This is a genomic window from Ilumatobacteraceae bacterium (genome assembly GCA_033344875.1).
In the GTDB taxonomy this organism is placed as follows: domain Bacteria; phylum Actinomycetota; class Acidimicrobiia; order Acidimicrobiales; family Ilumatobacteraceae; genus Ilumatobacter.
Genome location: JAWPMO010000001.1, coordinates 3,916,659 through 3,929,132, shown reverse-complemented (window position 1 = coordinate 3,929,132; position 12,474 = coordinate 3,916,659). Strand labels below are relative to the sequence as shown.

Annotated in this window: 13 protein-coding genes; 10 read left to right on the top strand and 3 right to left on the bottom strand. The window is 69.3% G+C overall.

The genetic code is table 11. The features are described from left to right. Positions 1–81: 81 nt before the first annotated feature. Positions 82–1,893: a S8 family serine peptidase gene (locus R8G01_18665; GenBank protein MDW3216027.1), complete on the bottom strand. Its 1,812-nt coding sequence runs from the start codon at positions 1,891–1,893 to the stop codon at positions 82–84. A 192-nt stretch (positions 1,894–2,085) separates the two neighbouring features. Here R8G01_18665 and R8G01_18660 point away from each other — a divergent pair, with 192 nt between their 5' ends. Genes R8G01_18660 through R8G01_18625 form a run of 8 tightly spaced genes read left to right on the top strand, consistent with a single transcriptional unit; the run spans position 2,086 to position 6,378 of the window. Beyond that, positions 2,086–2,715 (top strand): hypothetical protein, encoded by a 630-nt coding sequence (locus tag R8G01_18660; GenBank protein MDW3216026.1) that lies wholly within the window; start codon positions 2,086–2,088, stop codon positions 2,713–2,715. Further along, a complete protein-coding gene (locus tag R8G01_18655) occupies positions 2,685–3,818 on the top strand; it encodes an ATPase, T2SS/T4P/T4SS family (GenBank protein ID MDW3216025.1) in 1,134 nt (377 codons plus the stop codon). Before R8G01_18660 ends, R8G01_18655 begins: the two co-directional genes overlap by 31 nt. After that, positions 3,815–4,486 (top strand): type II secretion system F family protein, encoded by a 672-nt coding sequence (locus tag R8G01_18650; GenBank protein ID MDW3216024.1) that lies wholly within the window; start codon positions 3,815–3,817, stop codon positions 4,484–4,486. Before R8G01_18655 ends, R8G01_18650 begins: the two co-directional genes overlap by 4 nt. Before the next feature lie 2 nt (positions 4,487–4,488). Beyond that, positions 4,489–4,974: a type II secretion system F family protein gene (locus tag R8G01_18645; GenBank protein ID MDW3216023.1), complete on the top strand. Its 486-nt coding sequence runs from the start codon at positions 4,489–4,491 to the stop codon at positions 4,972–4,974. A gap of 34 nt (positions 4,975–5,008) precedes the next feature. Continuing rightward, positions 5,009–5,212: a hypothetical protein gene (locus tag R8G01_18640; GenBank protein MDW3216022.1), complete on the top strand. Its 204-nt coding sequence runs from the start codon at positions 5,009–5,011 to the stop codon at positions 5,210–5,212. Then, complete coding sequence (locus R8G01_18635) at positions 5,209–5,577, top strand: TadE/TadG family type IV pilus assembly protein (protein ID MDW3216021.1); 369 nt, start codon at positions 5,209–5,211, stop codon at positions 5,575–5,577. Before R8G01_18640 ends, R8G01_18635 begins: the two co-directional genes overlap by 4 nt. A gap of 46 nt (positions 5,578–5,623) precedes the next feature. Beyond that, positions 5,624–5,983, top strand: coding sequence for an STAS domain-containing protein (locus R8G01_18630; GenBank protein MDW3216020.1), 360 nt, complete (start codon positions 5,624–5,626; stop codon positions 5,981–5,983). A 29-nt stretch (positions 5,984–6,012) separates the two neighbouring features. Next, positions 6,013–6,378 carry a DUF952 domain-containing protein gene (locus tag R8G01_18625; GenBank protein MDW3216019.1) on the top strand — a complete coding sequence of 122 codons (366 nt, stop codon included), beginning with the start codon at positions 6,013–6,015 and terminating at the stop codon, positions 6,376–6,378. Between the two features lie 20 nt (positions 6,379–6,398). Here R8G01_18625 and R8G01_18620 read toward each other — a convergent pair whose 3' ends face one another. Both R8G01_18620 and rsgA read right to left on the bottom strand, forming a co-directional pair. Continuing rightward, positions 6,399–7,730 (bottom strand): acyl-CoA dehydrogenase family protein, encoded by a 1,332-nt coding sequence (locus tag R8G01_18620; GenBank protein MDW3216018.1) that lies wholly within the window; start codon positions 7,728–7,730, stop codon positions 6,399–6,401. A 91-nt stretch (positions 7,731–7,821) separates the two neighbouring features. Beyond that, a complete protein-coding gene (rsgA, locus tag R8G01_18615; protein ID MDW3216017.1) occupies positions 7,822–8,829 on the bottom strand; it encodes a ribosome small subunit-dependent GTPase A in 1,008 nt (335 codons plus the stop codon). A 71-nt stretch (positions 8,830–8,900) separates the two neighbouring features. Between rsgA and R8G01_18610 the strand changes: the two genes are divergently transcribed. Beyond that, a complete protein-coding gene (locus tag R8G01_18610; GenBank protein ID MDW3216016.1) occupies positions 8,901–9,647 on the top strand; it encodes a DJ-1/PfpI family protein in 747 nt (248 codons plus the stop codon). 118 nt (positions 9,648–9,765) lie between these two features. Next, positions 9,766–12,465: a type I DNA topoisomerase gene (gene topA, locus R8G01_18605; GenBank protein MDW3216015.1), complete on the top strand. Its 2,700-nt coding sequence runs from the start codon at positions 9,766–9,768 to the stop codon at positions 12,463–12,465. Positions 12,466–12,474: the final 9 nt, after the last annotated feature.

Below are 12,474 nucleotides of genomic sequence, written 5' to 3'. Positions count from 1 at the left end.
TACTCCCAACGCGCCGGAGGGAGCGGGTGGTCCCCGCTCCCTCCGGTCACCGTCGGTCCGTCATCTGACGGTCTGCGAGGGTCAGGTCCAGGTGTTGCCCGTCCAGGTGTTGCCCGTCCAGGTGTTGCCCGTCCAGGTGTTCCCCGTCCACGTGTTACCGGTCCAGGTGTTGCCCGTCCAGGTGTTACCGGTCCAGGTGTTGCCCGTCCAGGTGTTCCCCGTCCAGGTGTTCCCGGTCCAGGTGTTGCCCGTCCAGGTGTTGCCCGTCCAGGTGTTGCCCGTCCACGTGTTGCCGGTCCAGGTGTTCCCCGTCCAGGTGTTACCCGTCCACGTGTTCCCGGTCCAGGTGTTACCGGTCCACGTGTTACCGGTCCACGTGTTCCCCGTCCAGGTGTTGCCCGTCCAGGTGTTCCCCGTCCAGGTGTTGCCCGTCCACGTGTTGCCCGTCCAGGTGTTGCCCGTCCAGGTGTTCCCCGTCCAGGTGTTCCCCGTCCAGGTGTTGCCCGTCCAGGTGTTACCGGTCCACGTGTTCCCCGTCCAGGTGTTGCCCGTCCAGGTGTTGCCCGTCCAGGTGTTGCCCGTCCACGTGTTGCCGGTCCACGTATTGCCCGTCCACGTGTTACCGGTCCAGAGGTCGTTGGCGGTGAACTCGTGCCGTGCCGGGGCGACGATCGACGCTGCGGTCGACGGCATCCAGGTCTGGGTCGCGTTGCTCACATCGGCCGACAGCGCCGCCATCACGTCGACCACGCCGGCGCCGACGAAGTCCGGCGAGGCGTCGAGCGGTTGCGCCGAACGGATCAGCGCCGCCTTGACCTCATCTGGCGACAGCGTCGGATCGGCCGAACGCAACAGCGCGGCCACGCCGGCGACCACCGCGGCCGCCTGCGACGACCCACTTCCCAGGAACGTCTGGTCGTCGACGTATCCCTCGGGGTGGTTGACGTCGGCATCGCTGCCCGGGGCGCGCAGGCTCGCGATGTGGGCGCCGGGGGCCGCGAGATCGGGGCGACGATCTGCATCACCGCGGCTCGCCCACGAGGGGACCTCGAAATCGCCGAACGCTGACTCGAGGCCGGCGACGCTGATCACGTACGGGTCGTGCGATGGGGAGTTCAGCCCGTTCGACGTGGGGCCGTCGTTACCGGCGGCCGTGACGACGACGATGCCCGCAGCCCACGCACGTTCGAGCGCTGCTGCGACGGGGTCGGCCTCGTACGGCACCCCGGTGTCGGAGTCGATCGCGATCGACAGCACGCCGATGCCCAACTCGTCGCGATGTGCGATCGCCCAATCGATGCCGTCGAGGAGGCCGGCGGCCGAAACCGCACCGGTGCGGTCGGCGACCTTGACCGACACGATCTTGGCGTCCGGTGCGACACCGACGAAGCCGGAGCCCGACTCGACGTCGGCTGACGGAGCGCGGCCGGCGATGATCCCGGCCATGTGGGTGCCGTGCCCGAACCCGTCGCCGCTCGACAACGTCGGGTCGAACCGTTCCCCGCTGGTATCGACGGTGGCGATGATCTGATCGGAGAGTTCGGCGACCGGGGCGACGCCCGTGTCGATGACGGCGACGACGACGCCGGAACCGGTGATCCCCTGTGACCACGCAGCGCGCGCACCGACCTGGTCGACGACGTCGGACATGCCCACGACCGGGCGTTCGACGACCTTCGGAGCGTCGTCGAATCCGGCGACGGCCGCACCGCCGAGGGCCAGCGCCGACGCAGTCGCGAGCGCGATCAACGAGCGGGTGACCGGTCGCACACCATCGTCGCTCGGAGGCTCGGATCTCACGAACTTCCTCGTCCGGGCCTGCGTGGCAGGCTCGGACGCGAGCTGGGCTTCGGCCTCGTTGTCGAACGAGGTCGGGTCGAGCGTGAGCGTCATGATGGTGCGGCCTCCGGGAGTTGGCGCAAAGTTGCGGATGTGCACATGACATCGACACGCCGACAACCGAGCTGAACCGGCTTGTGGAAAACCTGAACTGACTTTGACGAGCCTTGAGACGGTCGGTTCCGAAATGGGCCGGTAGTGTGAGATGTCCGGCTTCCCCTCCACCTGCAAGATGTGGAGGACGACATGCTGACGATCTGCTGGGCCGCCAAGGGCGGGAGCGGAACCACCGTGTACGCCGTTGCGAGAGCACTCGCCGTCGACACCCCGACGTTGCTCGTCGATCTCGCCGGCGAGGCGATGACGGTGCTCGGACTGCCCGAACCCGACGGCCCCGGCGTCGACGACTGGCTTCGCTCCGATGCCGGGCCCGATCGCCTCACCCGACTGGAGCAGCCGGCGACCGACCTGCTCTCCGTGCTCCCGGCCGGGCGCCGTGGGCCCGACCGCGACCCGCGGCGATGGTTCGAGCTGGGGGCGCACCTCCGGGCCGAGCCCCGCGGCGTCATCGTCGACGCCGGAACCGGCCAACCACCCGCCGCGCTGATCGCCGCGGCCGACCAGACGCTGCTCGTGACCCGAGCCTGCTACCTCGCCCTGACCCGGGCGACCACGCTCGGGGCGAACCCGTCCGGGGTCGTGCTGGTCGAGGAACCAGGGCGCAAGTTGCGGCCGGCCGACGTCGAGGCGTCGGTCGGTTCGCCGATCGTCGCAACGGTGCTGCTCGATCCTGCCATCGCCCGGGCCGTCGACTCCGGTCTGCTGCTGAGCCGGCTCCCCGGCGCATGGCGACGTCAGCTCCGTCGGGCTGCGTGATGCTCCACGACCGTCTCGTCGACGACGTCTGCGCCCGCGCACGGGGCGTACCCGGCGACGTGATCACCGTGGTGACCGATGTCGTCGATCGCCTCGCGCCGCTGTCGCCGGCCGACGAACGCTCGGTCGTGATCGACCAGGCCGTCGCTCGGCTCGACGGTCTCGATGCCCTCGCCGGGCTGGTGAACGACACCGATGTCGACGAGGTGATGGTCAACCGCGGCCGGGAGGTCTGGGTCGATCGGCAGGGCACGCTCACCCGACTCGACGACCTGCATCCCGGGGCGGTCGACGTCGTGCTCGAACGGGTGTTGGCACCGCTGGGCAAGCGGCTCGACCGGACGAACCCGATCGTCGACGCTCGGCTCCTCGACGGCGCACGGCTCTGCGCCGTCGTCGACCCCGTCGCGGTCGACGGCACCACGATGACCATCCGACGTCACCGGCGGCGCCGCGTCGCGATCGACGAGTTCGCGTCGCCGGAGGTGGTCGGCGTGCTGCGCGACCTCGTCCACCGACGGAGCAACGTTCTCGTCACCGGAGCCACCTCGTCCGGCAAGACGACACTGCTCGCCGCGCTGGCCGACACCCTCCCCGACGGCGAACGGTTGGTGATCATCGAAGACACGAGCGAACTCGTGCTCGACGATCGCCGGCACGTGGTCCGACTCGAGGCCCGGCCGCCCGGTGTGGATGGCGTCGAACCCGTCGGACTCGCGCAGCTCGTCCGCACGGCACTGCGTCTCCGACCCGATCGCCTCGTGGTCGGCGAGTTCCGAGGGCCCGAGGTCGTCGCCGTGGTCGAGGCGCTCAACACCGGACACGACGGGTCGTTGTCGACCTGCCACGCCAACGCCGCCGTCGACGGTCTCCGCCGCGTCGAGACCCTCGTGCTCCAGGCCGCTCCCGGTTGGCCGCTGACCGCGATCCGTCGCCAGGTGAGCCGTTCGCTCGACGCAGTCGTCCACGTGGTTCGCGACCCCGCCGGACGCCGCAGCGTGCGCGAGATCATCGAAGTGGTCGAGGGCGACGGCGAACCGGTCGGGAGACACCTCGTCGAATCCGGCCGAAAGGTCGCCGACCCCACCCGGAGTCGACGGTGATCGCCGCCTGGTGCACGGTGCTCGCGGTGGTCGCGCTCGGCGCCGCCGTGCGGCCCCGTCCCGGTCCACGCCGGTTCCCGCGAGCGGAGCGCCCGCAAGCGGCGAGATCGCTCGGCGTCCTCCGTCCTCGCCGCCATCGCTCGCAGCCGATCACGGCGGCCGAGGTCGCGGCCTGGTGCGAGGGCCTCGCCCGGATCGTTCGCAGCGGCTCCACGCTCGGCGCCGCACTCCGAGCGACCGCACCACCGCCGAGCTGCGCCCCGCACGTCGATGCGGTCGTGTTGGCGCTCGACCGCGGCAGTCGTCTCGCCGACGCGTTGGCCGGCCCGACGCCGTCGGTCCATCTCGACCTCGCCATGACCGTGCTCAGGGCATGCGCGGTCAACGGAGGTCCGCCGGCCGAGCCGCTCGATCGAGCGGCGATGACACTGCGCAGCCGCGCTGCCGACGCGGCCGAGCGGCAGACCCAGAGCGCCCAAGCCCGCCTGTCGGCGCTGGTCATGACGATCCTGCCGGTGGCGATGCTCGCGCTCCTGCTGGCCACGTCGACATCCACTCGGGCCGCAGCGACGTCGCCGATCGGGGCGAGCGCGATCGTGGCCGGCGGGGTGCTCAACCTGGGCGGATGGCGATGGATGCGCCGGATCATCGCCGGGGTCTCGGCGTGAGGATGCTCCGACGTTCCGAACGCCGCTCGCGCGCCGCGGCGCGGGCCGAGCTCCCCGACTTCATCGAGCTCGTGATCATCGGTGTTCGTGCCGGCCTGACCCCGGCCGCTGCGGTCGAGATGGCGGCCGCCCACGCGGGCCCCGAGCTGACCGCGCTGCTCGACGAGGTCACCCACCACATGCATCGCGGTCGCCGGCTCGCGGATGCCCTCGACGCGCTGCCGTCGTGGCTCGGCCACCACGCGGCCTACTTCACCGACGCGTTGATCACCGCCGACCGCTACGGGCTGCCGCTGGGCCCGATCCTCGACCAGCTGGCGGCCGACGTCCGAACCGATCGCAGCCGACAGGCGCAGCAGCAGGCGCGCACGTTGCCGGTGCGGCTGTCGTTCCCGCTGGTGGCCTGCACGCTGCCGTCGTTCGTCCTACTCGCCATCGCTCCCGCCGTGTTGGGGGCCATCTCGACGATCACGGGCACCTCGCCCTGAACGTCCGACATCACCGAACGAAACGAGCTCCATCATGTACGACCTCCTCATCGCCCTCGCCCGCCGAGTCGAATGGCGCAGCGAACGCGGGCAGGCCACGACCGAGTACGCACTGGTCCTGCTGGCGGCAGCACTCGTCGGTTTGCTGGTGATCGCGTGGGCGACCGCCGGCGGCGGCGCCGCGGCCGTCAGCGGCCTGTTCGACCGCGTGATCCAGTCGGTCACCGACCGGGTATGACCCGCGCCCACCGCGACCGGGGCCAGGCCGCCGTCGAGTTCGCGATCGCGCTACCGCTCGTGGTCGTCCTCGTCCTCGGCGTGGTCCAGGTCGCGGTGATCGTGCGCGACCAGCTCGCGCTCGAACTGGCGGCGCGCGACGGCGCGCGGGCGGCTGCGGTCTCGGCATCGCCCGCATCGGCAGCCGCTGCCGCCGCCGCTGCCGCGACCGACCTCGACCCGATCGCGACCACGACCGCGGTCGGGGCCTCGAACGTGACGGTCACCGTCAGGCACACGACCCGCAGCCGGGTCCCACTGCTCGGCGTCGTGATCGGCGACATCGATCTCGACGCCACGGTGACGATGCGGCGCGAGCCGCCGTAGCGCCGACGTTCGCTGCGTTCCGACCTCCTCGCTACCCTGCGCGCTGATGCAACTACGAACCACACACCACGAGGTGGCCGGCCACAGCGTGCTCGCACTCGAGGGCACCGCCGACCTGGCAGCGCTGCCACAACTCCATGCGGCCTGCCAGCGTCTGCTCACCGGTGTCCGTGCAGGAGCGGCCTTGGCGATCGACGTCGACGGTGTCACCGTGCTCGACGACGCTGCACTCGGACTGCTGCTCGGTGCAGCGGCGACCGCTCGCTCGGGTGGCGCTGTGCTGCGCGTGGTGTGCACCGGAGAACGTCTGCGTCGTCGCCTGGCCGACACCCGTTTCGATCGTGCGGTCGACGTCGTCGGCTCGCTCGGCGACACGGTCGCCGACAGGTCCCCCGAGGTCTCCTAGGATTCAGGCGTGCAACAAGGGCACGCCTCATGAACGAACGCGACGAACTCCTCCACATCGCTCTCCCGGACGACTGGGCAGCTGCCCGGGCCGCGGGCGAGTACCGAATCAGCACCCGGGGCAAGACCCTCGACGACGAGGGGTTCATCCATTGCTCGTATCCGCGCCAGGTCGAAGGGGTCGCGAACCGCTTCTACGCGAACACGGCCGAGCTCGTCCTGCTCCACCTCGACCCCGACCTGATCGACGCCGAGGTACGCGTCGAGCCCGGAGTCGAGGGTGGCGACGAGCTGTTCCCGCACGTCTACGGCCCGATCCCGACCACGGCCGTGGTCGCGGCGACGTGGTGGGATCGGGACGAGGACGGTCTGTGGCGCAAGCCCAGCACGATGTGACCTGCTGAGCCGCCGAACGGTCAGCCCGGGCCGGAGAAGACCCCGGCCTCGTGGGAGCCGAGGTTGTCGTAGTACTCCGTCTTCGGGTCGTACGACGCGGCCTCCTGCTCCCAGAGTGCGATCTCCGCACGGCCGACGACGAACCAGTGCACCTCGTCGGGCCCGTCGGCGATCCGCAGCGTGCGCTGACTGGCGTACATCCGAGCGAGCGGCGTCCACTGCGACACGCCGGTGGCGCCGTGCATCTGGATCGCCTCGTCGATGATCGCGCAGGTCCGGATCGGCACCATCGCCTTGACGGCGCTGACCCAGACCCGAGCTTCGGCATTGCCGAGTTCGTCCATCGCCTTGGCGCCGGTCAGGACCATCCGGCGCATCGCCTCGATCTCGATCCGGGCCTTGGCGATCACCTCGACGTTCTTGCCGAGGTTGGAGATCCGCTTGCCGAACGCCTCGCGGGTGAGACCCCGCTTGACCATCAGGCCGAGCGCCCGCTCGGCCGCGCCGACGGAACGCATGCAGTGGTGGATGCGGCCCGGTCCGAGCCGGAGCTGACTGATCTCGAACCCACGGCCCTCGCCGAGCAGCATGTTCTCGGCCGGGACGCGCACGTCGTTGAACCGGATGTGCATGTGCCCGTGCGGCGCATCGTCCTCGCCGAACACGTGCATCGGGCCCATGATCTCGACGCCCGGGGTGTCCATCGGCACGAGGATCTGCGACTGACGCTTGTGCGGCGGACCGTCGGGGTTGGTCTGCAGCATCACGATCATGATCTTGCAGCGCGGGTCGCCGGCACCGGACGCGTAGTACTTGTCGCCGGTGATGACCCACTCGTTGCCGTCCTGCACGGCGCTGCAGCGGATCTGCTTGGCGTCGGAGGAGGCGACGTCGGGCTCGGTCATCACGTAGGCCGACCGGATCTCACCGTTGAGCAGCGGCTTCAGCCACTGCTCTTTCTGCTCCGGCGTGCCGACCCGTTCGAGCACTTCCATGTTGCCGGTGTCGGGTGCCGCACAGTTGAGACATTCTGACGCGATCGGATTCTTGCCGAGTTCCATCGCGATGTACGCGTAGTCGAGGTTCGACAGACCTTCGCCGGTCTCGGCGTCGGGGAGGAAGAAGTTCCACAGGCCCTGCTCCTTGGCCTTCGACTTCATCGACTCGAGCAGCTCGAGCTGCCCGTCGCCGTAGCCCCATCGCTCCGCCCGGCCTTCGCCGAGCCGGAAGAACTCGGCCGTGTTCGGCTCGATCTCCTCGGCGATGAACTTCTTGACCTTCTCGTAGAGCGGACGAGCGTCGTCCGACATCCTGAGATCGAACATGTCGACGGTGCTCTCGAGTCCTGCCATGTGACGCTCCTTCGTGTTTGGGGGCGTTGTCGAACTTAGTGAGCGACGTCGCTCGATGTCGTATCCGGCCTGCTCGGGCGCAGCCCTCGGATCAACGGGGCTTGCGTGCGCCGCGTCGGTCGCCGCGCCTGAGGAAACGCTCCTGTTCGGCCTCGAGCGCCGCCTCTTCGGCGACGAGTCGCTCGAGGCTGTCGAGTCGTGCCGCGTCCAGTCGGCCGTCCGCGACCGCCGCCTGAACAGCGCAGCCGGGCTCGCGATCGTGCTTGCAGTCGCGGAACCGGCAGTCGTCCATCAGCGTGAACACGTCGCTGAACGCCCGCTCGATGCCGTCGCCGCTCAGCCAGAGGCTGACCGCCCGAACACCCGGCGTGTCGACCAGCCACCCTTCACCACGCATGCGCAGCAGCTGGGCCGCGACCGTGGTGTGGCGACCGCGCTGGTCACCGACCCGAACGGCACCTGTGTCCATCACCTCGTCGTCGAGCAGCGCATTGACCAGCGTCGACTTGCCGACGCCCGAGGCCCCCAGGAACGCCAGGGTGCGGTTGCCGGCGGCGTACTCGCGGATCGGTTCGATCCCCTGCGATGCCAGGCCGCTGGCGACCAGCACCGGGACCCCGAGCGCGACCTCGGCGAGTTCGAGCCGGGCGGGCTCCGGGTCGTCGACGATGTCGGCCTTGGTGAGCAGCACGACCGGCTCGGCGCCCGAATCGAACGCGAGCACCAGTTCGCGTTCGAGGCGCCGTTGGTTCGGCGTCGAGCCGAGTGCGTGGACGAGGAACACGACGTCGATGTTCGCCGCCAAGGCGTCGGCCTCGAACCGGTCGCCGTCGAACGAGGCTCGCCGCACGAAGGCCGACGTACGTTCGATGATGTGTTCGATCTGCTCCTCGTCGGCGGTGGGCACGACCCAGTCGCCGATCGCGACGTCGACGTACAAGTTGCGCGTCCGGAGCGGCTCGGTGTCACGGGCATGTCGCATCACCGTGCTCCATCCACGATCGATGCGCGAGACGCGTCCGGGGCGGCCGGGCGCGCCGATCTGCTGCCACGACGCTTCGAGCGCATCGTTCCAGCCGAGATCGGGATCGGGTGCCACGGCGCGACGGTACCCGTCGGCGCAGCATCGGAGCCGCTTGACATCGTCACCCGCCGTGTGAGGATGGATGCGTGCGCATCGCCATCGTGGTCTACGACGGCGTTCTCGCCGCCGAGTGCGAGGCGTTCTCGTCCGTGCTCGGCGCGATGGACGACGCCGAGGTCGTCGTCGTCGGGACGCGCCGTGGCACCTTTGCCGGACCGGGAGGACGACAGATCGCCGACGTCGGCTTCGACGACCTCGATCACGTCGATGTGGCGGTCGTGCCGGGCGGGATCGGATGTGAGCGCGCGGCCGACGACGCCGCTCTCCGCCGCTTCCTGGTGAGGATGGAGCGGTCGGCACGCTACGTGGCGGCGAGTTCGACGGGCACCGTCGTGCTGGCGTCGGCCGGTCTCCTCCACGGCGAACCCGCCGCGACCCACTGGCTGGCCGGCGACCTGCTGCGGCGGTACGGCTCCGATGCCGACGCCCGCCGGATGGTGATGTCCGGCAACGTCATCACCTGCGAAGGCAGCATCAGTGCCGTCGAGGCGGCGTTCGAGATCGTCGAGCGCCTCCACGGCCCCATCGCCGTCGAGCACATCCGGGCCACGTTGCTGGACCGCGGCGAACCGCATCTTCGGGCCGTCGTGTGGTGGCGACGGCCGATCGGGTGGATGCGATCGGCGCTCGGGCTGCGCGACGTCGATGTCGCCGAACGTCGAGCCGAGCCGGAGGCCGCTCCGCCGGTCACACCGCTGTCGGTGATGGTCGAACTCGTCGACAACGACGACCTCGCCCGTCGACTCAAGCGGTCCGGTCGGCGCCGTCGATGACCCGGCTCCCGACGGCGCGCCGAACGCGCGCGAGGTGGGCATGGACCGAATTCGCGGCAGACTCAGCCATGATCACCTCTTGACAACCCGACCACCCATCCCCTAGCCAAAGGCAGCAATGGCGAAGCCACTCGTCGTCGTGGAGTCACCCGCGAAGGCCAAGACGATCTCGAAATTCCTCGGCAGCGACTTCGACGTGCGCGCCTCGGTCGGCCATGTCGCCGACCTGCCCAGCAAGGGCTTGAACATCGACGTCGACAACGGATTCAAGCCCACCTACGAACTCACCGACCGCGGCAAGACGGTGGTCAAAGAGCTCAGAGCTGCGCTCAAGGACGCCTCCGAGCTCTATCTCGCGACCGATGAAGACCGCGAGGGCGAGGCGATCTCGTGGCACCTCATCGAGCACCTCAAGCCGAAGGTGCCGGTCAAGCGGATGGTGTTCCACGAGATCACCAAGGCCGCGATCGACCACGCGATCGACAACCCGCGCGGGATCGACTACGGCCTCGTCGACGCCGCCGAGACCCGCCGCATCCTCGACCGTCTGTACGGCTACGAGGTCTCGCCGGTGCTGTGGCGCCGCGTCAACCGCGGCCTGTCCGCCGGTCGGGTCCAGAGCCCGTCGATCCGACTGATCGTCGAGCGCGAACGCGAACGGATCGCGTTCGTCGAGGCGTCGTACTGGGACATCGACCTGCTGACCGCGACGAGCCCCGCGTTCGACGCCAAGCTGGTCGCGGTCGACGGCGCCAAGGTCGCGAGCGGCAAGGACTTCGACGATCGCGGTGAGATCAAGGCGTCGCCGAGCGGCAGAGCGGTCGCGATCGACGAGGCCCGCGCCCGGGCCCTCACCGCCGGGCTGGAGCAGGCCACGTTCTCGATCCGCTCGGTCGAGGAGAAGCCGTACCGCTCCACCCCGAAGCCGCCGTTCATGACGTCGACGCTCCAGCAGGAGGGCGGCCGCAAGCTGCGCCTGTCGTCGTCGCAGGTGATGCGCGTCGCCCAGGGGCTGTACGAACGAGGCTTCATCACCTACATGCGTACCGACAGCGTGACGCTGTCGGCCGAGGCGCTCACCGCCACCCGCGACGCGATCACGAGCGAGTACGGCCAGAAGTTCCTGTCGCCGCAACCCAAGCAGTACACCTCCAAGTCGAAGAACGCCCAGGAGGCGCACGAGGCCGTCCGCCCGGTCACGCCGTACCGGTCGCCGAAGCAGGTCGAGGGCGAGCTGAACAGCCAGGAGCTCTCGCTGTACCGGCTGATCTGGCAGCGCACGCTCGCGTCGCAGATGGCCGACGCGGCCGGTGTCACCGTCAGCGTCCGGCTCGGCGCGATCTCCGAGCACGAGCAGACCGACTGCGAGTTCGCCGCGTCGGGCACCACGATCACGTTCCCGGGCTACCGGGCCGTGTACGTCGCCGCCGACGACGACGGCGACGGCACCAAGGAAGCGCTGCTCCCGCCGCTCGCCCAGGGCGAGGTCGTCCCGGTCGATTCGTTGACGCCCAACGGGCACACCACCAGCCCGCCGTCCCGCTACACCGAGGCGTCGCTCGTCAAGCGGCTCGAAGAACTCGAGATCGGTCGCCCGTCGACCTGGGCGTCGATCATCCAGACCATCCAGGACCGCGGCTACGTGTGGAAGAAGGGGCAGGCGCTCGTGCCGACCTGGACCGCGTTCGCCGTGGTCGGGCTCCTCGAACAACACTTCAGTGGCCTCGTCGACTATGCGCTCACCGCCAAGATGGACGACGACCTCGACGCCATCGCCAACGGCAAGATGCAGAAGGACGACTGGCTGAAGCGGTTCTACTTCGGCGACGACGAGACGCTGCCGGGGCTGAAGAAGATCGTCGAGGAGAACCTCGACAAGATCGATGCCGCTGCGATCAACACGTTCCCGCTCGGGCACGACGAGAACGGCGAACTGGTCGTGGCGAAGCCCGGCAAGTACGGGCCCTACGTCAAGCGCGGCGACGACACCGCCAGCGTGCCCGACGACATGCCGCCCGACGAACTCGACGTCGCCAAGGCGCTCGAACTCCTGGCGCTCCCGAAGAGCGACGAGCCGATCGGCGAGATGGACGGCTACCCGGTGTTCGCCAAGAGCGGCAGGTTCGGGCCGTACGTGCAGTGGGGCGCACCCGACGATCTGCCACCGGGCCTCGAGAAGCCGCGCATGTCGAGCCTGTTCTCCAACATGGCGCTCGACTCGATCACGATCGACGACGCGAAGAAGCTGTTGCAGCTCCCGCGCTCGCTCGGTGAAGATCCGGCCGACGGCAAGGAGATCGTCGCCAACAACGGTCGCTACGGGCCGTACGTGGTCAAGGAGAAGGATTTCCGGTCGATCGACTCGGAGGAGCAGCTCCTCACGATCACACTCGACCAAGCGGCCAAAATCTTCTCCGAGCCGAAGGTGTTCAAACGCGGTGGTCGCAACATGGCGGCCAAGGGCCCGCTGCGCGAGTTCGGCACCGATCCGGTGAGCGAACGGCCCGTGGTGGCCAAGGACGGTCGGTTCGGTGTGTACGTCACCGACGGCGAGACCAACGCATCGATCGGCAAGGGCGACCGGATCGAAGAGATCTCGCCCGAGCGTGCGTTCGAGTTGCTCGCGATCCGTCGCGACGTCGTCGCGGCCAAGGGTGGCACGGCCAAGAAAGCCACCAAGAAGAAGGCCGCCGCCAAGAAGAAGCCGGCGAAGAAGGCGGCCGCGAAGAAGACCGCTGCGAAGAAGACGGCAGCGAAGAAGACGGCAGCCCGACAAGCCGCCGCGAAGTCGACCGTCGCTCCCGACGACGACGCCTGACCCCTCCCC

Excerpts from the sequence above, each read along its gene's own strand:
- R8G01_18665 (MDW3216027.1), bottom strand. The coding sequence starts at position 1,893 with ATGACGCTCACGCTCGACCCGACCTCGTTCGACAACGAGGCCGAAGCC.
- R8G01_18660 (MDW3216026.1), top strand. The coding sequence starts at position 2,086 with ATGCTGACGATCTGCTGGGCCGCCAAGGGCGGGAGCGGAACCACCGTG.
- R8G01_18655 (MDW3216025.1), top strand. The coding sequence starts at position 2,685 with ATGGCGACGTCAGCTCCGTCGGGCTGCGTGATGCTCCACGACCGTCTC.
- R8G01_18645 (MDW3216023.1), top strand. The coding sequence starts at position 4,489 with ATGCTCCGACGTTCCGAACGCCGCTCGCGCGCCGCGGCGCGGGCCGAG.
- R8G01_18640 (MDW3216022.1), top strand. The coding sequence starts at position 5,009 with ATGTACGACCTCCTCATCGCCCTCGCCCGCCGAGTCGAATGGCGCAGC.
- R8G01_18635 (MDW3216021.1), top strand. The coding sequence starts at position 5,209 with ATGACCCGCGCCCACCGCGACCGGGGCCAGGCCGCCGTCGAGTTCGCG.
- R8G01_18630 (MDW3216020.1), top strand. The coding sequence starts at position 5,624 with ATGCAACTACGAACCACACACCACGAGGTGGCCGGCCACAGCGTGCTC.
- R8G01_18625 (MDW3216019.1), top strand. The coding sequence starts at position 6,013 with ATGAACGAACGCGACGAACTCCTCCACATCGCTCTCCCGGACGACTGG.
- R8G01_18620 (MDW3216018.1), bottom strand. The coding sequence starts at position 7,730 with ATGGCAGGACTCGAGAGCACCGTCGACATGTTCGATCTCAGGATGTCG.
- topA (MDW3216015.1), top strand. The coding sequence starts at position 9,766 with ATGGCGAAGCCACTCGTCGTCGTGGAGTCACCCGCGAAGGCCAAGACG.